This is a genomic window from Ciceribacter thiooxidans (assembly GCF_014126615.1).
GTDB classification, from domain to species: Bacteria; Pseudomonadota; Alphaproteobacteria; order Rhizobiales; family Rhizobiaceae; genus Allorhizobium; species Allorhizobium thiooxidans.
Window position 1 is genome coordinate 1,411,730 of sequence record NZ_CP059896.1, and the last position, 18,590, is coordinate 1,430,319.

Genomic DNA, 18,590 nt, shown 5'->3' on the forward strand with positions numbered 1-18,590 from the left:
AGGCGTCCCGTCACTGCCCCTCATCCCCCTGCCGGGACCTTCTCCCCGTTGGCACGGGGAGAAGGGGGATGGGGCACGGGCGATGCCGCGGATTCCTTCTCCCCGTTTGCGGGGAGAAGGTGGCGGTAGCCGGATGAGGGGCAAACGACATTGACCATTCCCCTCGACTACATCCGCGATCCCGCAGAGATCTACCGCCGGTCCTTCGAGACGATCCGGGGTGAGGCGGATTTGTCGCGCTTTTCCAATGGCATGGAGGCGCTCGTTGTCAGGCTGATTCATGCCTGTGGCATGGTCGATCTCGCCGGTGACATCGCCTTTTCGGAGGGTGCTTTCGAGGCGGGGGCCGCGGCGCTTGCCGGCGGTGCGCCGATCCTCTGCGACGCCGAAATGGTCCGCCACGGCATCATCCGGCGGCTGCTGCCGGCCGAAAACGAGGTGATCTGCCTCCTCACAGACGAGCGGGTGCGCCCGAAGGCGGCCGAAATCGGCAACACGCGTTCGGCGGCCCAGGTCGATCTCTGGGGCGAGCGGCTCGGCGGCGCGGTGGTGGCGATCGGCAATGCCCCGACGGCGCTCTTCCGGCTGCTCGAACGGCTCGACGCCGGCGCGCCGAAACCGGCCGTTATCCTCGGACTTCCGGTCGGTTTCGTCGGAGCGGCCGAAAGCAAGGAGGCGCTGATCGCCGATCCGCGCGGCGTGCCGTTCATCGCCGTCCGGGGACGCCGCGGTGGCTCGGCCATGGCGTCGGCAGCCGTCAACGCGCTCGCCGGAAGGTTGGGCACCAATGACTAGACGCTGGCTCACCATCATCGGCGTCGGCGACAACGGCCTTGAGAGCCTGACATCCGAAGCGCAGGCCCTGCTCTGGCAGGCCGAGACCATCGTGCTCGGCGAGCGGCTGGACGGCGTGCTCGAAGGTGGTCACCTGCCGGGGCTGAAGCGTGTGCTCACCTGGAGCGGCGGCTTTCGTGAGACGCTGTCGGAAGTGCTGAAGCTACGCGGCACGCCGGTGACGGTGCTCGCGACCGGCGATCCCATGCATTTCGGCATCGGCGCGACGCTGCGGCGCTACGTGCCGGCGGAAGAGATGGCCGTGCTGCCGTCGCCGTCGGCCTTCTCGCTCGCCGCCGCCCGGCTCGGCTGGCCGTTGCAGTCGGTCGCGCAGATCTCGCTCCATGGCCGGCCGCTCTCCCATCTCAACCGGCACCTTCTGCCGGGTGCGCGCATTCTGGCGCTGACGTCGGGGGCGGAAACGGTCCGCGACGCGGCGAGCCTTCTCGTCCGCCGCGGCTTCGGAGCCTCGGTGATCACAGTGCTCGACCATATGGGCGGTCCCGCAGAGCGGATGACGGTGATGAGCGCCGAGGCTTTTGCGGCGGAGGCGCCGGCGATTTCGGAGTTCAACACGCTGGCGATCGACTGCGCCGCCGAAGGGCCGCTTCTCGCGCCTGTACCCGGACTGCCGGACGATGCCTTCGTGCATGACGGCCAGTTGACCAAGCGCGAGGTGAGGGCGGCGACGCTCTCGCTGCTCGCGCCCTTTCCGAATGCGCTTCTCTGGGATGTCGGTGCCGGCTGCGGCTCGATTGCGGTCGAGTGGCTGCGTTGCGGCATGGGCGCTCAGGCCGTGGCGGTCGAGGCCCGCGCCGAGCGGGTGACGATGATCCGCACCAATGCCGAGACGCTCGGTGTTCCGGACCTGCAGGTGGTCGAGGCGCCCGCCCCGGAGGGGCTCGAAGGGCTCGAAGCGCCGGACCGCGTCTTCATCGGCGGCGGCCTGACCCACGACGGCGTCTTCGACGATTGCTGGGCAGCACTGAAACCCGGCGGCCGGCTGGTCGCCAATGCGGTGACGATCGAAGGCGAGGCGAGGCTTGCGGACCTGCACGGTTTTCACGGCGGCGAACTCACCCGCATTTCGGTGTCGCGCGGCGCGCCGGTCGGGCGCTATTGCGGCTGGAAGCCTCTGATGCCGGTTACCATCTGGTCGGTGACGAAGGGGGAGGGCGCGTGATGCGGTTCGCGTTTCAATGCCCCCTCTGGCCTGCCGGCCATCTCCCCCACAAGGGGGGAGAGATCCGCGCCGCCAACGTGCTGCGCGCCGGCCGCTCGCTTCGCACGGACATTGCCTTCCCGGCGTTAACCCGTGATCCTCCTAGGGCGCGAGCGGTGCCGCTTGTCTGTCTCCCCCCTTGTGGGGGAGATGGCCGGCAGGCCAGAGGGGGTATTTTTCCGACAAGCAGGGGGCAGTCCTCATGACCGGCAAGCTCTACGGCCTCGGCCTCGGCCCCGGCGATCCCGAACTCCTGACGCTGAAGGCACACCGCATCCTGACCTCGGTTCCGGTGATCGCCTATCCGGCACCCGATACAGGGTCAAGCTTCGCCCGGCAGATCGCAGCCCCCTATCTGAGTTTCCACCAGGTGGAGGTTCCGATTATCGTGCCCATGCGGGTCGAGCGTTTCCCCGCGAAGGAAACCTACGACGAGGCGGCCGAGACACTGGCGCGACATCTCGAAAGCGGCCTCGACGTCGCGGTTCTCTGCGAGGGCGATCCCTTCTTCTATGGTTCGTTCATGTATCTCTTCGAGCGTCTTGCCGGCCGGTTCGCCACAGAGATCGTGCCCGGCGTCTCCTCGATGATGGCTTCGGCGGCTGCCCTCGGGCGGCCGCTTGCCGCGCGCAACGACGTGCTGAGCGTCGTGCCGGGCCCGCTCGACGACGATACCATGCGCGCCCGCATCGAGGCGGCGGGTGCGGTGGCGATCATCAAGGTCGGCCGGCACTTTTCCCGCATCCGGGCGCTGATCCGCACCATGGGGCTTGAAGCCGCCGCCGGTTACGTCGAGCGCGTGAGCCTTGCCGAACAGCGCGTCCTGCCGCTCGCCGAAGTCGGCGAGGACGTCGCCCCTTATTTTTCGATGATCCTGATCTACAAGGGCGGGGAGGGCTGGAACGCCGGCCTCTCGCCGCGGACCTCAAACGGAATGCCCTCATGAGCGAACTGAACACACCGGCCGTCGTCATCCTGTCGGACAAGGCCCTCGATCTCGGCCGGCGCATCGCGCTTGCAATCGGGGGCGAACTGCACGGCGCCCGCGCGCGCGTCTCGTCCGCCGATCGCCTGTTCGACGACGTGAAGGCGCATCTGGCGGGGCTCTTCGCCGAAGGCCGGCCGATCGTCGCGGTGATGGCGTCCGGCGCCGTCATTCGCCTTCTCGCGCCGTTTCTCTCCGACAAGCAGGTGGAGCCGCCGGTGCTCTCTGTCTCCGAGGACGGTGCCTCGGTCGTGCCCCTCCTCGGCGGCCATCACGGCGCCAACGATCTGGCGCGGGCGATTGCAGGCGCACTTGATGCCCATGCGGCCGTGACCACCGCCGGCGACCTCCGGTTCGGGATCGCACTGGACGAACCGCCGGCCGGCTATGTGCTCGCCAATCCGGAGAACGCTAAGGCGGTGATGGCCGAACTGGTGGCGGGGGCGAAGGCGAAGCTCGCTGTCTCCTCTCCCCGGCGGGGAGAGGGTGGCGCGATAGCGCCGGGTGAGGGGGCGGCACCCGACAAGTCCAGCCTTTTGTCCCCCTCATCCGGTCCTTCGGACCACCTTCTCCCCGTCGGGGAGAAGGGAAGGGCGCCGCTCGCCGCCTGGCTTCTCTCCTCGCGCATCCCCTTCGCGGACGACGGGATGGTGACATTGACCGTCACCGACCGGCCGAAGAACGCAGGCCCGCTGGAGCTCGTCTACCATCCGAAGACGCTGGTGCTCGGCATCGGCTGCGAGCGGCATGCCTCCACCGACGAGGCGATTGCGCTCGCCGAAAAGGCCCTTACAGAATGCGGACTGGCGCGGGAGAGCCTCGCAGCCGTCGCCTCGATCGACGTCAAGGCGGACGAGGCGGCGGTGCATGCGGCCGCGGCGCATTTCGGCGTGCCGGCTCGTTTCTTCGACGCCGCGACGCTGGAGGCGGAAGCGCCCCGGCTCAGGAACCCGTCCGAGGTCGTTTTCGCCGAGGTCGGCTGCCACGGCGTTGCCGAAGGGGCGGCGCTCGCGGCCGTCGGGCCGGCCGGGGAACTCGTCGTCGAAAAGATCAAGTCGAAGGGTGCTACGGCCGCAATCGCCCGTGTGCCGGCGATAGTCGATCCCGAAACCATCGGCCGTGCACGCGGAAAGCTCTTTGTCGTTGGCATCGGCCCCGGTGCCGACCAGTGGCGCTCGCCCGAGGTCTCGGCGATGGTTTCCGCCTCGACCGACCTCGTCGGCTATTCGCTCTATCTCGACCTGCTCGGTCCGCTCGCGGAAGGCAAGGCACGCCACGATTTCGATCTCGGCAAGGAGGAGGCGCGCGTCGTGCGGGCCATGGAACTCGCCGGCGAGGGGCGGACGGTGGCGCTGGTCTGCTCGGGCGACGCCGGCATCTACGCGATGGCGACGCTGGTCTTCGAACTTTTCGACAAGGGCGGCATTTCGGACGCCGCGCACCGGATCGAGGTGCAGGTCTCGCCCGGCATTTCGGCGTTGCAGGCGGCGGCGGCACGCATCGGTGCGCCGCTCGGCCACGATTTCTGCACCATCTCGCTCTCCGACCTGCTGACGCCGTGGGAGCACATCCAGCGGCGCGTGACGGCGGCGGGTGAGGGCGATTTCGTCATCGCCTTCTACAATCCGGTGTCGATGAAGCGCCGCACGCAGCTTGCCTGGGCGCGCGAAAAGCTGCTGGAATACCGTCCGGCCACCACACCGGTGATCCTCGCCACCAATCTCGGGCGCCCCGGTGAGCACGTCCGCACCGTGCCGCTCGGCGCACTGAACGTCGATGACGTCGATATGCTGACGGTCGTCGTCGTCGGCTCGTCGGAAAGCCGCACGGTCACGACCGGCGACGGCAAGACCTGGGTTTACACGCCGCGCGGCTATTCGGGGAAGGCGGATACGGGGATGGCGAAAGCTGGTGCCTGAGCATGGCCCCTCATCCCCCTGCCGGGACCTTCTCCCCGTTCACTGGGAGAAGGGATTTGGGGCCGAGGCAGTGCAGCATCGTCCTTCTCCCCGCAGGCGGGGAGAAGGTGGCGGCAGCCGGATGAGGGGCAGTTACATACGCGGTAGCGTCAGGGAAGATTTGACAAGGAAAACAGCATGACCGTCTATTTCATCGGGGCAGGGCCGGGGGCTCCCGACCTCATCACCGTCCGGGGTCTCAGGCTGATCGAGCGTTGCCCGGTTTGCCTCTATGCGGGTTCGCTGGTCCCGGAGGAGATCGTCAAGGCGGCGCCCGAAGGCGCGATCGTCAAAGATACCGCGCCGATGCATCTCGATGCGATCGTCGCCGAGATGGAGGCTGCGCATGCCCGCGGTGAGGATGTCGCCCGCGTCCACTCCGGCGATCCGTCGATCTACGGCGCTATCGCCGAACAGATGCGCCGGCTCGATGCACTCGGCATCCCCTATGACGTGGTGCCGGGCGTGCCGGCGTTTGCCGCGACCGCGGCCCGGCTCAAGACGGAACTGACGCTGCCCGAGATCGCCCAGACGATCATCATCACCCGCACCGAGATGAAGGCGTCCTCGATGCCGGAGTTCGAGACGCTGGAAATCCTCGGGAAATCGCGGGCGACGCTCGCAATCCACCTGTCGATCCGCAACCTGCCGCACATCCGCGAGGTTCTCACGCCCTATTACGGCGAGGATTGCCCGGTGGTGGTCGCCTACCGCTCGACCTGGCCCGACGAACAGTTCATCCGCACGACGCTCAAGGACATGCAGGCGGCGGTGCGCGAGGCGAAGATCACCCGCACGGCCCTCATCATGGTCGGCAAGGTCTTCGGCTCGGTCGAGTTCCGCGACAGCGATCTCTATAATTCGCAGTTCAGCCACGTGCTGCGCAATGTCGGCAAGAAGAAAAAGCAGGTGGCCGGCTGAACCATGGAACGCGCGGAGGGGTGGGACTTCGAGGCCGAGCTTTGGGAGTACAAAGGCAAGGGTGCATGGCACTTCGTCACCCTTCCGCCCGAGGTCGGTTTCGCGATCCGCTGCGCGAGTGAAGGTCGTCGCCCCGGCTGGGGCATGGTGGCGGTGACGGCGGAAATCGGCGACGTCGCCTTCAAGACCTCGGTCTTTCCCGACAAGGCCGCGGAAAGCTATCTCCTCCCGGTCAAGGCCGCGGTCCGCAAGGCGGCACGGGTGAAGGCCGGCGACACGCTGAGGGTCCGGATCGTTCTCCAACGGTGAATGCGGACAATCGCGCGTTGTCCGGCTGTTGCCCTTCCACACGCGCACGCTATGGTAGGCCCACGTTCGAAACGGAGATTCTCATGGCGGTCGAAAGTAACGTGACGGAAGGTAGTTGCCGCTGCGGACAGGTGCGCCTCAAGGCGCACGGCAGGCCGATGCTGACCATGGCCTGCCATTGCACGGGCTGCCAGAAGATGACCGCCAGCGCCTTCTCGCTGAGTGCGCTCTATCCGCAGGACGCAGTGGAGGTATCCGGACTGGAGCCGGTCATCGGCGGGCTCCACGGCGAGCTGCACCACTATTGCTGCCCCTATTGCATGAGCTGGCTGTTCACCCGCGCCGAGATGATGGGGCCGTTCGTCAATCTGCGCGCGACCATGCTGGACGATGCGCGCGGTTTCCGCCCGTTCATCGAGACCTACACGAGCGAGATGCTGCCCTGGGCGACGACGCCGGCAAAGCACAGCTTCGAGAAATTCCCGCCGATGGAGACCTTTGCCGGGCTGATCGCGGAATTCGCCGGAGCCGGCGCCTGAGCGCTTGGCCTTCGCGTCCGAAATGCGATAAGACGGCTGCCTCATCATTCGACAGCGACACACTCCCGGCGGTTTCATGCAAAAGGTCATCTTCGATACGGATCCGGGCGTCGACGACGCCATGGCACTGCTCTTTCTCCATCATCATCCGGATGTCGATCTGCTCGGCGTCACCACGGTCTTCGGCAATGCCCGGATCGAGACGACCACGCGTAACGCGCTCTTCCTGAAGCGCGAGTGGAAGATCGATGCGCCGGTGGCGAGAGGCGCCGGCGAGACCTTCATACCCCACCGCATCAGCCACGAGCCGCCGACCTTCATCCACGGCGACGACGGTCTCGGCAATATCGGTGTGCCGGACGTCGTCGACGTACCGCTCGACCCGCGTCCGGCCCATCGCTTCATCGTCGAGACCATACGCGAGAATCCGGGCGAGGTAACGATCGTCGCCGTCGGGCGCATGACCAATCTCGCCAATGCGCTCAAGGAAGATCCGGAGATCGTCGAGCTCGTGAAGGAAATCGTCGTCATGGGCGGTGCCTTCGAGGTCAACGGGAACGTAACGCCGGCGGCCGAGGCCAATATCCACGGCGATCCGGAAGCGGCCGACATCGTCTTCACGGCCGAATGGCCGGTGGTAATCGTCGGGCTCGACGTCACGCTCCAGACCGTCATGACACGGAAGGCGCTCGCCGACATCCGCGACGCCGCCGGTACCCGCGCGAAACTCCTCTTCGACCTCTCGCAGTTCTACATCAAGTTCTACGAGGGGCGTGTGCCGGACGGCATGGTGGTGCATGACAGCTGCGCCTGCGCCTATGTCGTCGCGCCGGATCTCTTCGAAACCCGCGCCGGCACGGTCCGCGTCGTCTGCGGCGGCATCGCCGACGGTATGACGATCCAGAAGCCGGACGGCCGCACCTTCGGTCCGAGCGACTGGGACGGACTTCCTTCGCAGCGTATCTGCACCGGCATCGACGCGCCGGCCGTGCTGCAGCTGATCCATGACACCATCGTGTCGGTGAAGGAAGACTGAGAGAAGGGCGGTCGCTCCCCATCTTCCGCATCCGCGAGGCAGTTGCGTGCCCGGCGCGGCCTTGCTCCCCAGCGTAGTTTTGAACACATTGCCCGGACGCCGAGAGGTTTTCGGGGAAGAGTGGAATTCTCGCTTTCGAAATATTCATCCATATGGTTGACTATCTGGCGAGACTCCTATATTCAACCATATGGGTGAACGAATGGACGAAGACGCTCTGTCACGCATACTGAAAGCCGCCGGTGACACCACACGGCGACAAATCTTGACGCTGCTCGTTCAGGAAGGGGCGTTGAGAGTGACCGCGCTCGCCGCCCATTTCGACATGTCGCTGAATTCCGTCTCGAAGCATATCAAGGTGCTGGAGGAGGCGGGACTGGTCACCCGCCGGACGATGGGCCGCGAGCATTTCATCGCGGCCGAGCTCGAACCGCTGAAGCTCACCGAGAGCTGGTTCGCGCAACTGAAGTCCATCTGGGAGTTGCGCCTGACGGCGCTGGAAAATGCACTCGTTTCAGAGGAAAACGACCATGAGCGAACTTGAACTGACGGTAAGCCGCACGATCGCTGCCTCGCGCGACAGGGTCTTCAATGCCTGGCTGTCGCCGGCCACTCTTTCGAAAGTCATGCGGCCGCCGGGCACCACGAGCGGGGCGGCGAAGGTGACCAATGATCCGGTCAAGGGCGGCCGTTTCTCGATCGTCATGAAGACGCCGGAAAAGGAAATCCCGCACGCCGGCACCTATCTCGAGATCGATCCTTACTCGCGCCTTTCCTTCACCTGGGAATCGCCGTTCTCGCAGGACGACAGCGTCGTTACGATCGACTTCTCAGAACCGGAACCCGGGATGACGGACATCACCCTGAAACAGGTGAAGTTTCGCAGTGAGGAGGCGCGCCTCGGTCACATCCAGGGATGGACCGCGATCCTCGGCTGTCTCGCAGAGACGATCGCCTGAGCCGGAACCATCGCCGGGCGGCCGTCAGGTCGCCCGACGGATCATTACCACCGGCAATCCCATCTTCCTTGCCGCGGCGATCTTGCCGTAGCCCGCGTCGCCGCCCGAGTTGCGGCAGACGAGGTGGGTGACCCGGTGCGCGCGGAAAAGGTCCGCTTCCTCCTCCGGATTGACCGAGGGCTTTCCCAAAATTAGGTCGTAGCCGGCGAGGCCGAGCGGTTTCTCCGGCGGATCGACCATGCGAACGACGAAATGGCAATCCGGCCGCGATTCGAAAACGGCAAGATGCTGCCGGCCGAGCGCCAGAAAGACGCGGGCACCGGCGGGCAGGGCGGCTGCCGCGTCGCCGAGGCTCTTCACTTCGATCCAGTTGTCGCCGGGCTGCTTTTCCCAGGCGGGCCGTTCGGGCCGCTCCAGAGATATCCCCGCCGCCGCGCAGGCGAGCCTGGCATTCTGCGAGATCCGGTTTGCGAAGGGATGGGTTGCGTCGATCACCCTTGCGATCCTGTTCTCGACGATGTAGCGGGCGAGACCTTCCGCTCCGCCGAAACCGCCGGTCCGGATGCGGCCGGGGAGCGGCGCGGGGTTGCTCGTGCGCCCGGCGAGCGAGGTGACGACATCGGCGCCGGCATCGACCAGCCGGCGCGCGATCGCTGCGGCTTCCGCAGTCCCGCCGAGGATCAGGATCGTCTCCCGTCTGTCAGCCGGCGCGGCCAAGGATATTGCCTTCCCTGTCGGTGACGACGATGTCGACCTCGACCGGCGCGCCGCGCAGCACGTCGAGCGCTGCCTTTCGGGCGTCGGCGGCGACGACGGTTGCGATGTCGATCCCCTCGTTCCGGAGGATTTCGCGGACTTCGAGAGCCGTGTTGGAGTCTTCTATTTTCTTCCTGACAGATTGACTCAGGTTTTCCGTACAAGCTAGTGAAAGAAAATAGCTATTGTCGACCTGGCTGCGGGACGAATGGAGGTCGAGTGCGCCCTGCGCGAGCTTTGCCATCTTGGCGAAGCCGCCTGCAATCGTCAGCCGCGGCACAGGGTGGACGCGCAAATATTTGAGCAGGCCGCCGGCGAAATCGCCCATGTCGAGCAGAGCTCCTTCGGGCAGGCCGTACAGGTCCTGAGCGGTCTTCTCCGATGTCGAGCCGGTGGCGCCGAGCACGTGGGTGATTCCTTCGGCGCGGGCGACGTCGATGCCTCGATGGATCGAGTGGATCCAGGCAGCGCAAGAGAACGGATGCACGATGCCGGTCGTCCCCAGCACGGAAAGCCCGCCGAGGATGCCGAGGCGCGGGTTCCAGGTCTGCTTGGCGATCTCCTCGCCGCCGGGGATGGAGACGGTGATTTCGACATCGGCCGGCAGGCCGTATTCGGCGCAGAGCGTCTCCACTTCACGGGTCATCATCTGCCGCGGGACCGGGTTGATCGCCGGCTCGCCGACGCCGAGGGGCAGGCCGGGCTTGGTGACGGTCCCGACGCCGTCGCCGGCGGCAAAGCGGATACCGCTTCCGGGCGGCAATGGGCGCACCGTGGCGATTACGGTGGCGCCATGGGTGACATCGGGATCGTCGCCGGCATCCTTGACGATGCCGGCCGTAGCATAACCTTCTCCGAGACTTTCGAAGGCGAGCGCGAAGGCCGGCTCCTCGCTGCGCGGCAGGCGAATGCTGACGGGGTCCGGGAACTCGCCGGTGATGAGCGCGGTGAGCGCCGCCTTCGTGGCGGCGGTCGCGCAGGCGCCGGTCGTCCAGCCGGGGCGCAGCGGTCCCTTGGGCTTCTCCCGGCTTTCGCCGGCGGTTCCCGCGATCGTCTTCGTTGCTTCGGTCGTCTCGTCCATCGCTCTCTTATAGGCCAGCGTTTCGGCCTTCGAAAGCACGCAGATGGTGTGTCGCGCGATTGCAATTTTGGGACTGCGGGCATAGAGCAAGGCGATGACTGAATTTCCGTTTTCCGATCTGCCGGCGATCGAGCCCGGTCATGTCTGGCTGGCCGGCGCCGGCCCCGGCGATCCGGGCCTTTTGACGCTGCTCGCGGCAAAGGCGCTCGGCGAGGCCGACGTCATCGTCCACGACGCGCTGGTCAACGAGGAATGCCTGAAGCTCGCACGTTCCGGTGCGACGCTAGAATATGCCGGCAAGCGCGGCGGAAAGCCTTCCGCCAAACAGCGCGACATCTCGCTGCGGCTGGTGGAGCTTGCGAAATCGGGCCTCAAGGTGCTGCGCCTCAAGGGTGGCGATCCCTTCGTTTTCGGCCGCGGCGGCGAGGAGGCGCTGACGCTGATCGAGCACGGCGTTCCGTTCCGGATCGTGCCCGGCATCACCGCCGGGATCGGCGGGCTCGCCTATGCCGGAATTCCGGTCACGCACCGGGAGATCAATCACGCCGTCACCTTCCTCACCGGTCATGATTCCTCCGGCCTCGTTCCGGACCGGATCGACTGGCAAGCGATCGCCAAAGGCTCGCCTGTGATCGTCATGTACATGGCGATGAAGCATATCGGACGCATTTCCGAACAACTGATTGCCGGTGGCCGCCGCGTGTCGGAGCCCGTCGCCTTCGTCTGCGATGCGGCGACGGCCTCGCAGAAGGTGCTGGAAACGACGCTCGGCGAGGCGGAGCAGGCGGTCGCTGCCTCCGGTTTCGAGCCGCCTGCCATCGTCGTCGTCGGCGAGGTCGTGCGCCTGAGACCGTCGCTCGATTGGCTCGGGGCGCTTTCCGGCCGCAAGCTCGTCGGTGATCCTTTTGCCGGCGATAATCGGAAGGATACGGCATGAGCGGGTTGATGATCGCCGCGCCGGCGACTGGATCGGGAAAGACCACCGTTACGCTCGGCCTCCTGCGTGCGCTGAAGCGCCTCGGCCACCCGGTCGCGCCCGGCAAGGCGGGGCCGGACTATATCGACCCGGCCTTCCATGCGGCGGCGAGCGGCGAGGTCTGTCTCAACTTCGATCCCTGGGCGATGCGGCGCGAGCTGCTGCTTGCCAATGCCGCCCTTCACAGGTCCGGCGGCAAGGACCTCGTCGTCGAGGCGATGATGGGGCTCTTCGACGGAGCCGCCGACGGCCGGGGCTCGGCCGCCGATCTCGCCGCGATCCTCGGGCTTTCCGTGCTGCTGGTCGTCGACTGCGCGCGCTCTTCCCATTCGACCGCCGCGCTCGTCAGCGGTTTTGCCAATTACCGCATCGATACCCGCATCGTCGGCGTGATCCTCAACCGCGTCAGCGGCGACCGCCACGAAGCGATGTTGCGGGATGCCATGGCCGCCATCCGCATGCCGGTCTTCGGGGTCATCCGCACGAACAAGTCGCTGGAACTGCCGGCACGCCATCTGGGGCTGGTGCAGGCCGGCGAGCACGGCGAACTCGAGACCTTCATCGACCGGGCGGCGGATCTCGTCGCCTCCTCCTGCGACGTGAAGGCCCTGATCCGCACCGCGCGACACATCCCCGACCGCTCTTCCGACGCGAACATCGCCCGGCTTATGCCGTTCGGCCAGAAGATCGCGGTCGCCCGCGACAACGCCTTCGCCTTTTCCTACGAGCACATGCTTATGGGCTGGCGTCGTCGTGGTGCGGAAATCTCCTTCTTCTCGCCGCTTGCGGACGAAGCGCCCGCCGCCGATTGCGATGCGGTCTACCTGCCGGGCGGCTATCCGGAGCTCTCCGCCAGTCAACTCGCTGCAGCCGAAACCTTCCGCGCCGGCATGGTGGCCGCGCAGGCGCGCGGTGCCCGCATCTTCGGCGAGTGCGGCGGCTACATGGTGCTCGGCGAGGCGCTGATCGACGAGGCGGGCGAAAGCCACCGGATGCTCGGCTTCCTGCCGCTGGTGACGAGCTTTGCCAGGCGCAAGCGGCAGCTCGGCTACCGCCGCCTGCGGCCGCTTGCCGGGTCCTTTTTCACGACGGACATGACCGCGCACGAATTCCATTACGCAACGATCGTTTCGGAAGGCGAGGGCGAGCGACTCTTCGCCGCCGAGGACGCGCTCGGCACGTCGCTCGGCGAGGTCGGCCTTAGGCGCGGTTCAGTCGCCGGCTCCTTCATGCATCTCATCGATATCTGCGAGAGCCGATGAGCGGCGCCATTGTTCATGGCGGCGGCATTGCGGCGGCGGCGGCGCTTTACGGCGGATGCGTCGGGGACTGGCTCGATCTTTCGACTGGCCTCAACCCATGCCCGCCGGCCGTTCCGGACGTCCCGGCCTCTGCCTGGCAGCGCCTCCCGGACCAGCATCTTCTCGATGAGGTGACGATCGCGGCGCGTGATTTCTACCGCTCCGCCGACATCCTGCCACTTGCCGTCCCGGGAACCCAGGCGGCGATCCAGATGCTGCCGCGCCTCGTTCCTGCCGACGCGCGGATTGCGATCCTCTCGCCGACCTATGGGGAATACGCCCGGGTCTTCGCGCTTGCCGGCGCGAGCGTCGACGCCATCGCCGGACCCGATGAGGTGCGTGAGGACCATGCCCTGGTCGTTGCGGTCAACCCGAACAACCCGGATGGCCGGCTGCTGTCACGCGACGCGGTCAAGCGCCTCGCCGCCGATCTTGCGGGTCGCGGCGGCTATCTCGTCGTCGACGAGGCCTTCGCCGACTGCACCCCGGAGACGAGCGTCGTCGACTTCGTGCCCAGCACCCCGAACCTGATCGTCTTCCGTTCCTTCGGAAAGTTCTTTGGCATGGCCGGCATTCGGCTCGGCTTCGTGATCGTCGTGCCGGAGGTTCGGGAGCGCATGGCGACCTGGCTCGGGCCTTGGGCGGTTTCGGGACCGGCCCTTTCGGTTGCGGCGACGCTTTTTCGCGGCGATGCGGAGGCGATCCGCCGGCGGCTCGCCGAGCGACGGGCGGCGCTGCAGCGGGTACTTACCGGGGCGGACCTTCACGTCGCCGGCGGCACGGCACTTTTTGCGCTCGTCGAGGACCCGCACGCGGAGCAACTCCATAGCCATCTTTGCCGGGCGCACATCCTGACCCGCAAGTTCGACTACGCGCCGACTTGGCTGCGCATCGGCCTTGCACCGGACGAGGCGGCGGATGCGCGTCTCGCCGCTGCCCTTTCGACCTGGAGCGGCGGATGAGCGTCATGATCTTTGCGATCCTCTTCCTGGCGCTGGTGCTCGACCGGCTCGTCGGCGACCCGGCATGGCTCTGGCAGCGCGTTCGCCATCCGGTGGTGGTTTTCGGCGCAGCGATCGATGCCCTCGACAGGCGGATGAACCGCGAGTCGCTCGCCGGTGTGATCCGCCGCCGCAACGGGGTTCTCGCAATCGTGCTGCTTCTCACCGGGGCCGCGCTCGCCGGTAGCCTGCTGCACGGCTTCTTCGCCGCGCTCGGTCTTGTCGGTCTTCTGCCGGAGGTCGCCGTCGTCGCGGTTCTCTTGGCACAGAAGAGCCTGAAGGATCATGTCGTGGCGGTCGCCGATGGTCTGCGTCAGGAAGGACTGGCCGGCGGGCGCCGCGCCGTTTCGATGATCGTCGGACGTGATCCGGAGACGCTCGACGAGGCCGGTGTCGTCCGCGCTGCAATCGAGAGCCTTGCGGAAAATTTCGCCGACGGCACGGTGGCGCCGGCCTTCTGGTATGCCGTCGCCGGCCTGCCGGGTATTTTCGCCTACAAGATGCTGAACACCGCCGATTCGATGATCGGCCACAAGAGCCCGAAATATATCGACTTTGGCTGGGCCTCGGCCCGTCTCGACGATCTCGCCAACTGGCCGGCAGCGCGGCTGTCGAGCCTGCTGATCGCTGCCGGTGCTGCGATACGGCAGGGAACTGCCGCCGCTCGCCGTTCGCTCTCCGTCGCCTTCCGCGATAGCGGTCTCCACCGTTCTCCCAACTCCGGCTGGCCGGAAGCGGCGATGGCCGGTGCGCTCGACATCCGGCTCGCCGGTCCGCGCATCTATGGCGGCCAGGTGGTGAGCGAACCGATGATCAATGGCGCGGGCCGCGCCACGGCCGAAGCGGGCGAGATCGGCGCGGCAATCGGCATCTTCGACGCCGCCTGCTCGTCGCTTGCCGCGGTGGCGCTCGGTCTGACGGTGATCGCAATCCTTCTCTGACGGTGATTCCAGCCGTGTTGGTGTTTGTTTACTCCTTTTGCGCTAGTATGAAGCAGTGTTCACGCGCGACAGGGGTATCGGAGGGATGCGCCGGCTTGCTGTCTTGTTTCTGATCGCCGTTTTCTCGGCTGCCGGTCCTGCCGCGGCCGTTGCCGATACGGTCGTTGCCCGGATCAGCCTCTCGGCACAGACGATGCGGGTCTCGGTGAACGGCGAGCCTCAATATACCTGGAAGGTCTCGACCGCCCGCCGCGGTTACCGGACGCCGACGGGCATCTTCACCGCCCGCTGGGCATCGCGCTATCACCGGTCGCGCAAATATGACAACGCTCCGATGCCCTACGCGATCTTCTTCAAGGGGGGATACGCCATCCACGGCACTAACGAGGTGAGGAGCCTCGGGCGACCGGTCTCGCATGGTTGCGTCCGGCTCCACCCCGACAATGCGGCGATCTTCTTCCGCCTCGCGACCAGCAACGGGCTCGCCAATACGAAGATCATCATCGCGCGCTGAGATTGCAGAACTGCGCCATTCCCACTCGGGATGAGTGTCATGCGGTCTTCAGGCTGTTTTGCCGGTAGAATCAGTCGTTTCCGGCGACGCAGCGCAGCCGTTCGAGGCTCGGCACGGTGACGTGGCGATTGTTCTCGATGACGATGATGCCTTCCTTGCGCAGCTTCGTCATCTGCCGGCTTACGGTCTCGATGGTGAGGCCGAGGAAATCGGCGATATCGGCACGCGACAGAGGCAGGTCGAACGTGCGCGGGCTCGCGTTCTCCGGATCGATATGGGTTGCGATCAGGTGCAGGAAACTTGCAACCTTCTCCTGGGCCGTCTTGCGGCCGAGGGTCAGCATCCAGTCGCGCGCCTCGTCGAGTTCCTTCAGCGACTGCTCGTAGAGCATTCGCTCGAAATCCGGCGTCTCGTTGACGATACGGTCGATGAGTGCCCGCGGGAAGGTGCAGATCTCGGTGTCGGTCGCCGCCTCGGCGGTGACGGTGCTCTCTTCCTGATGCGGTCGACCGAGGAAATCCGGCGCGAACTGCAGACCGACGATCTGCTGACGGCCGTCAGCCATCATTTTGGAGAGCTTCACTACCCCGTTCAGGATGTTGCTGTAGGTGGAGACGGACTCGCCCTGGCCAATGACCTCGTTTCCGGCCTCGACCTTGCGGCGGGAGGAATGCTTGTTGAGTTCCATCAGTTGCGGAACGCTGAGGCTCGCGCAGACACCACCATGGCGTGCTTCACAGGCCTTGCAGACCGCAGGGCCTTCACACTCCAGAACATTTCTCTTGAGGGCATCCATAATGTCGATCGGTCTCATCTGCCCGCCCATCCCTACGCCTTACCGCGCTTACAAGGAACGCCCTGTTTCGACCGCGAAAGGTGCTGAGCACCCTCCGGTTTTCCTATGCCGTAATTTTAACAGCAAATTGATCGAAGTCAAAGGCTGGGGGCTCTTCTACTGTTAATAATTAAGCAATTGCTTATCCTGACAATTGCGGTGAAGTTCATGCGAGAAGGCCTTCTGGGCAAGTATTCCGGCGCGGTGCCACGTTACACGAGTTATCCGACCGCGCCACATTTTCACGAAGGCATCGGCTGCGACAAATATGCGCAATGGCTACAGAATCTTGGAAAAGGGCAAGATATCTCGCTCTATATCCACATTCCTTATTGTGACCGTTTGTGCTGGTTCTGCGCCTGCCATACAAAACACACGCTGAAATACGATCCGATCACGGTCTATCTCGAAGCGCTCTATAGTGAGATCGCCCGAGTCGGGGGACTTGTCGACCGAGATGCGAAGGTGAGCGCGGTGCATTTCGGCGGCGGTTCGCCGACCATGCTGAAGCCCGAGGACATGATCGCCCTCATGGCGGCGCTGCGCGAACACTTCGCCTTCCGCGACGATGCAGAGATCAGCGTCGAGATGGACCCGAACGATCTCGACGACGCCCGCTACGACGCGCTCGCGGCGATCGGCATGACACGCGCGAGCCTCGGCGTTCAGGATTTCAATCCGGACGTGCAGAAGGCGATCAACCGTATCCAGACCTTCGAGCACACCAAAGGCGTGGTCGAGGCGGTCAGGGCGCGGGGCGTGCACTCCGTCAACTGCGACATTCTCTATGGCCTGCCGTACCAGACGCTGGAGACGCTGGAAGCCACGGTCCGCGATATTCTCTCGCTGGCGCCCGATCGCATCGCGCTGTTCGGCTATGCCCATGTGCCGTGGATGAAGAAGCACCAGACGATGATTCCGGAAGAAGCGCTTCCCGGCGTCGAGATGCGCTTCCGCCAGATGAACCGCGCCGCAGAGATGCTGGTTGAAGCCGGCTATGAGGCGATCGGCATCGACCATTTCGCCAGGCCCGGCGACAAGCTCGCGATCGCGAGCCGCGAGGGGCGGCTCCACCGCAACTTCCAGGGCTATACCGACGATGCGGCCGATGCGCTGATCGGCCTCGGCGCGTCTTCGATCGGGCAGTTGCCCGAAGGCTACGTGCAGAACATGCCGGCGACCGGCGAGTACCAGAAGATGGCGCAGGCGCAGGGGCTGACAGTCGTTCGCGGCATCGAACTTGCCGACGACGACCGGATGCGCGCCAAGGTCATCGAGGATCTGATGTGCCGCTTTTCCTTCTCCTTCGCCGACTTGCGGAACCGATTCCCCGGGATTGCCGAGAGCGTGATCGCCGAGGCCCGGCAGTATGTCGCAAGCAACGCTGACGGAGTCTGCGAGATCGTCGCCGACCAGTTTCGCATCACCGAAACCGGCAAGCCGTTCACGCGCAGCATCGCGGCGGTCTTCGACAGTTACCTCTCGACCGGCAAGGGCCGTCATTCGATTGCTGTTTGAGCAACACTGCAACGGCAAATTTTCCTGCCGGTGAAACAGGGCATTGGCTTTTCGACGAGTTTTCCCTATGTGGAACTCGGATTTAAGACATATGAGGTAATTGGCGTGAGCGCTACATTCGACAAAGTTGCCGACATCATCGCTGAAACGAGCGAGATCGATCGCGAAACCATTACGCCCGAAAGCCATACGATCGACGATCTCGGCATCGATAGCCTGGACTTCCTCGACATCGTCTTTGCGATCGACAAGGAATTCGGCATCAAGATCCCGCTCGAACAGTGGACGCAGGAAGTCAACGAGGGCAAGGTTTCCACCGAGGAATACTTCGTTCTCAAGAATCTCTGCGCGAAGATCGACGAACTGCGCGCCGCCAAGGGCTGATCGGCCCGGCGGACGACGTACGATGCTGCTCGAATACTTCCAGATGATCGACACGGTGGAGGCGGTGAGCCTTCGCGACGGCACGCTCCGGGCACGCTCGGTCGTGCCGGAGAAGAGCCCCGTGTTCGAAGGTCACTTTCCCGGAATGCCGCTCGTACCCGGTGTGCTGCTGATCGAGACGATGGCGCAGGCCTCGGGTTTCCTCGTGCTCGCCGTCAGCGGCTTTTCGGCGATGCCCTTCCTGATGTCGGTCGACGGCGCGAAGATGCGCAGTTTCGTCGAGCCCGGCGCCGTGCTGGACATCGAAGCCAAGCTCGAACACGACGGATCGGGTTTTGCCGTCACCAAGGCCAGGATCGCATCGGGCGGCAAGAAGATCTGCGATGCCCAGCTCAAGCTGCGCACCGTGCCGTTCAGCGAGGTGCCGCTCGCCGAGATCGTCCGTAACCGCGCGGAAGAGGTCGGGCTGATGGCGGCCCTCGAAGCGGACGGCGCCGCCTGAGCGGCAGACCGCCCTTGC

At 65.4% G+C, this 18,590-nt stretch carries 21 protein-coding genes; 18 read left to right on the forward strand and 3 right to left on the reverse strand.

The window, feature by feature from the left end:
- Nucleotides 1-156 precede the first annotated feature (156 nt).
- The 10 genes from H4I97_RS06615 to H4I97_RS06660 all read left to right on the forward strand — a co-directional run bounded on the left by H4I97_RS06615 (nucleotide 157) and on the right by H4I97_RS06660 (nucleotide 8,763).
- Entirely contained in the window at nucleotides 157-795 is a 639-nt protein-coding gene (locus tag H4I97_RS06615) for a precorrin-8X methylmutase (RefSeq protein ID WP_244658763.1), read from the forward strand.
- On the forward strand, nucleotides 788-2,017 hold the full coding sequence (gene cbiE / locus H4I97_RS06620; protein WP_182307116.1) for a precorrin-6y C5,15-methyltransferase (decarboxylating) subunit CbiE: 1,230 nt from the start codon (nucleotides 788-790) through the stop codon (nucleotides 2,015-2,017). Before H4I97_RS06615 ends, cbiE begins: the two co-directional genes overlap by 8 nt.
- 241 nt (nucleotides 2,018-2,258) lie before the next feature.
- Entirely contained in the window at nucleotides 2,259-3,002 is a 744-nt protein-coding gene (gene cobI, locus H4I97_RS06625) for a precorrin-2 C(20)-methyltransferase (protein WP_182307117.1), read from the forward strand.
- Nucleotides 2,999-4,960 carry a precorrin-3B C(17)-methyltransferase gene (gene cobJ / locus H4I97_RS06630; RefSeq protein WP_182307118.1) on the forward strand — a complete coding sequence of 654 codons (1,962 nt, stop codon included), beginning with the start codon at nucleotides 2,999-3,001 and terminating at the stop codon, nucleotides 4,958-4,960. The genes cobI and cobJ overlap by 4 nt, the downstream gene beginning before the upstream one ends.
- 177 nt (nucleotides 4,961-5,137) lie before the next feature.
- Entirely contained in the window at nucleotides 5,138-5,920 is a 783-nt protein-coding gene (gene cobM / locus H4I97_RS06635) for a precorrin-4 C(11)-methyltransferase (protein WP_182307119.1), read from the forward strand.
- 3 nt (nucleotides 5,921-5,923) lie between these two features.
- Nucleotides 5,924-6,229, forward strand: a complete 306-nt coding sequence (locus tag H4I97_RS06640; protein WP_182307120.1) for a DUF1905 domain-containing protein — start codon at nucleotides 5,924-5,926, stop codon at nucleotides 6,227-6,229.
- Between the two features lie 83 nt (nucleotides 6,230-6,312).
- Nucleotides 6,313-6,768: a GFA family protein gene (locus H4I97_RS06645; protein WP_182307121.1), complete on the forward strand. Its 456-nt coding sequence runs from the start codon at nucleotides 6,313-6,315 to the stop codon at nucleotides 6,766-6,768.
- Nucleotides 6,769-6,844: 76 nt separating this feature from the next.
- On the forward strand, nucleotides 6,845-7,804 hold the full coding sequence (locus tag H4I97_RS06650; RefSeq protein WP_182307122.1) for a nucleoside hydrolase: 960 nt from the start codon (nucleotides 6,845-6,847) through the stop codon (nucleotides 7,802-7,804).
- Nucleotides 7,805-8,006: 202 nt separating this feature from the next.
- The gene (locus tag H4I97_RS06655; protein ID WP_129332764.1) at nucleotides 8,007-8,348 is read left to right on the forward strand and encodes an ArsR/SmtB family transcription factor; all 342 of its coding nucleotides are present in this window, start codon (nucleotides 8,007-8,009) and stop codon (nucleotides 8,346-8,348) included.
- Nucleotides 8,335-8,763, forward strand: a complete 429-nt coding sequence (locus tag H4I97_RS06660) for an SRPBCC family protein (RefSeq protein ID WP_182307123.1) — start codon at nucleotides 8,335-8,337, stop codon at nucleotides 8,761-8,763. The genes H4I97_RS06655 and H4I97_RS06660 overlap by 14 nt, the downstream gene beginning before the upstream one ends.
- A 24-nt stretch (nucleotides 8,764-8,787) precedes the next feature.
- Here H4I97_RS06660 and H4I97_RS06665 read toward each other — a convergent pair whose 3' ends face one another.
- Both H4I97_RS06665 and H4I97_RS06670 read right to left on the reverse strand, forming a co-directional pair.
- Nucleotides 8,788-9,480 carry a cobalt-precorrin-6A reductase gene (locus H4I97_RS06665; RefSeq protein WP_182307124.1) on the reverse strand — a complete coding sequence of 231 codons (693 nt, stop codon included), beginning with the start codon at nucleotides 9,478-9,480 and terminating at the stop codon, nucleotides 8,788-8,790.
- Nucleotides 9,464-10,600: a cobalt-precorrin-5B (C(1))-methyltransferase gene (locus H4I97_RS06670; RefSeq protein ID WP_182307125.1), complete on the reverse strand. Its 1,137-nt coding sequence runs from the start codon at nucleotides 10,598-10,600 to the stop codon at nucleotides 9,464-9,466. The genes H4I97_RS06665 and H4I97_RS06670 overlap by 17 nt, the downstream gene beginning before the upstream one ends.
- A gap of 94 nt (nucleotides 10,601-10,694) precedes the next feature.
- Between H4I97_RS06670 and cobA the strand changes: the two genes are divergently transcribed.
- The 5 genes from cobA (at nucleotide 10,695) to H4I97_RS06695 (ending at nucleotide 15,333) form a co-directional block, all read left to right on the forward strand.
- The gene (gene cobA / locus H4I97_RS06675) at nucleotides 10,695-11,537 is read left to right on the forward strand and encodes a uroporphyrinogen-III C-methyltransferase (protein WP_182307126.1); all 843 of its coding nucleotides are present in this window, start codon (nucleotides 10,695-10,697) and stop codon (nucleotides 11,535-11,537) included.
- Nucleotides 11,534-12,838: a cobyrinic acid a,c-diamide synthase CobB gene (locus H4I97_RS06680; protein ID WP_182307127.1), complete on the forward strand. Its 1,305-nt coding sequence runs from the start codon at nucleotides 11,534-11,536 to the stop codon at nucleotides 12,836-12,838. The genes cobA and H4I97_RS06680 overlap by 4 nt, the downstream gene beginning before the upstream one ends.
- Nucleotides 12,835-13,839 (forward strand): threonine-phosphate decarboxylase CobD, encoded by a 1,005-nt coding sequence (gene cobD, locus H4I97_RS06685; protein WP_182307128.1) that lies wholly within the window; start codon nucleotides 12,835-12,837, stop codon nucleotides 13,837-13,839. Before H4I97_RS06680 ends, cobD begins: the two co-directional genes overlap by 4 nt.
- Entirely contained in the window at nucleotides 13,836-14,819 is a 984-nt protein-coding gene (gene cbiB, locus H4I97_RS06690; protein WP_182307129.1) for an adenosylcobinamide-phosphate synthase CbiB, read from the forward strand. The genes cobD and cbiB overlap by 4 nt, the downstream gene beginning before the upstream one ends.
- A gap of 85 nt (nucleotides 14,820-14,904) precedes the next feature.
- The gene (locus H4I97_RS06695; RefSeq protein WP_182307130.1) at nucleotides 14,905-15,333 is read left to right on the forward strand and encodes a L,D-transpeptidase; all 429 of its coding nucleotides are present in this window, start codon (nucleotides 14,905-14,907) and stop codon (nucleotides 15,331-15,333) included.
- A 70-nt stretch (nucleotides 15,334-15,403) separates the two neighbouring features.
- On the opposite strand, the gene H4I97_RS06700 is transcribed toward H4I97_RS06695, so the two are convergent.
- Nucleotides 15,404-16,129, reverse strand: a complete 726-nt coding sequence (locus H4I97_RS06700; protein ID WP_182307562.1) for a Crp/Fnr family transcriptional regulator — start codon at nucleotides 16,127-16,129, stop codon at nucleotides 15,404-15,406.
- Between the two features lie 207 nt (nucleotides 16,130-16,336).
- Between H4I97_RS06700 and hemN the strand changes: the two genes are divergently transcribed.
- From hemN to H4I97_RS06715, 3 genes are all read left to right on the forward strand, one after another.
- A complete protein-coding gene (gene hemN / locus H4I97_RS06705; RefSeq protein WP_182307131.1) occupies nucleotides 16,337-17,686 on the forward strand; it encodes an oxygen-independent coproporphyrinogen III oxidase in 1,350 nt (449 codons plus the stop codon).
- Nucleotides 17,687-17,791: 105 nt separating this feature from the next.
- A complete protein-coding gene (locus H4I97_RS06710) occupies nucleotides 17,792-18,070 on the forward strand; it encodes an acyl carrier protein (RefSeq protein WP_112831921.1) in 279 nt (92 codons plus the stop codon).
- Nucleotides 18,071-18,092: 22 nt separating this feature from the next.
- Entirely contained in the window at nucleotides 18,093-18,572 is a 480-nt protein-coding gene (locus tag H4I97_RS06715; protein ID WP_182307132.1) for a 3-hydroxyacyl-ACP dehydratase FabZ family protein, read from the forward strand.
- Nucleotides 18,573-18,590: the final 18 nt, after the last annotated feature.

Excerpts from the sequence above, each read along its gene's own strand:
- cbiE (WP_182307116.1), top strand. The coding sequence starts at position 788 with ATGACTAGACGCTGGCTCACCATCATCGGCGTCGGCGACAACGGCCTT.
- cobI (WP_182307117.1), top strand. The coding sequence starts at position 2,259 with ATGACCGGCAAGCTCTACGGCCTCGGCCTCGGCCCCGGCGATCCCGAA.
- cobJ (WP_182307118.1), top strand. The coding sequence starts at position 2,999 with ATGAGCGAACTGAACACACCGGCCGTCGTCATCCTGTCGGACAAGGCC.
- cobM (WP_182307119.1), top strand. The coding sequence starts at position 5,138 with ATGACCGTCTATTTCATCGGGGCAGGGCCGGGGGCTCCCGACCTCATC.
- H4I97_RS06640 (WP_182307120.1), top strand. The coding sequence starts at position 5,924 with ATGGAACGCGCGGAGGGGTGGGACTTCGAGGCCGAGCTTTGGGAGTAC.
- H4I97_RS06645 (WP_182307121.1), top strand. The coding sequence starts at position 6,313 with ATGGCGGTCGAAAGTAACGTGACGGAAGGTAGTTGCCGCTGCGGACAG.
- H4I97_RS06650 (WP_182307122.1), top strand. The coding sequence starts at position 6,845 with ATGCAAAAGGTCATCTTCGATACGGATCCGGGCGTCGACGACGCCATG.
- H4I97_RS06655 (WP_129332764.1), top strand. The coding sequence starts at position 8,007 with ATGGACGAAGACGCTCTGTCACGCATACTGAAAGCCGCCGGTGACACC.
- H4I97_RS06660 (WP_182307123.1), top strand. The coding sequence starts at position 8,335 with ATGAGCGAACTTGAACTGACGGTAAGCCGCACGATCGCTGCCTCGCGC.
- H4I97_RS06670 (WP_182307125.1), bottom strand. The coding sequence starts at position 10,600 with ATGGACGAGACGACCGAAGCAACGAAGACGATCGCGGGAACCGCCGGC.
- cobA (WP_182307126.1), top strand. The coding sequence starts at position 10,695 with ATGACTGAATTTCCGTTTTCCGATCTGCCGGCGATCGAGCCCGGTCAT.
- H4I97_RS06680 (WP_182307127.1), top strand. The coding sequence starts at position 11,534 with ATGAGCGGGTTGATGATCGCCGCGCCGGCGACTGGATCGGGAAAGACC.
- cobD (WP_182307128.1), top strand. The coding sequence starts at position 12,835 with ATGAGCGGCGCCATTGTTCATGGCGGCGGCATTGCGGCGGCGGCGGCG.
- cbiB (WP_182307129.1), top strand. The coding sequence starts at position 13,836 with ATGAGCGTCATGATCTTTGCGATCCTCTTCCTGGCGCTGGTGCTCGAC.
- H4I97_RS06695 (WP_182307130.1), top strand. The coding sequence starts at position 14,905 with ATGCGCCGGCTTGCTGTCTTGTTTCTGATCGCCGTTTTCTCGGCTGCC.
- H4I97_RS06700 (WP_182307562.1), bottom strand. The coding sequence starts at position 16,129 with ATGGATGCCCTCAAGAGAAATGTTCTGGAGTGTGAAGGCCCTGCGGTC.
- hemN (WP_182307131.1), top strand. The coding sequence starts at position 16,337 with ATGCGAGAAGGCCTTCTGGGCAAGTATTCCGGCGCGGTGCCACGTTAC.
- H4I97_RS06715 (WP_182307132.1), top strand. The coding sequence starts at position 18,093 with ATGCTGCTCGAATACTTCCAGATGATCGACACGGTGGAGGCGGTGAGC.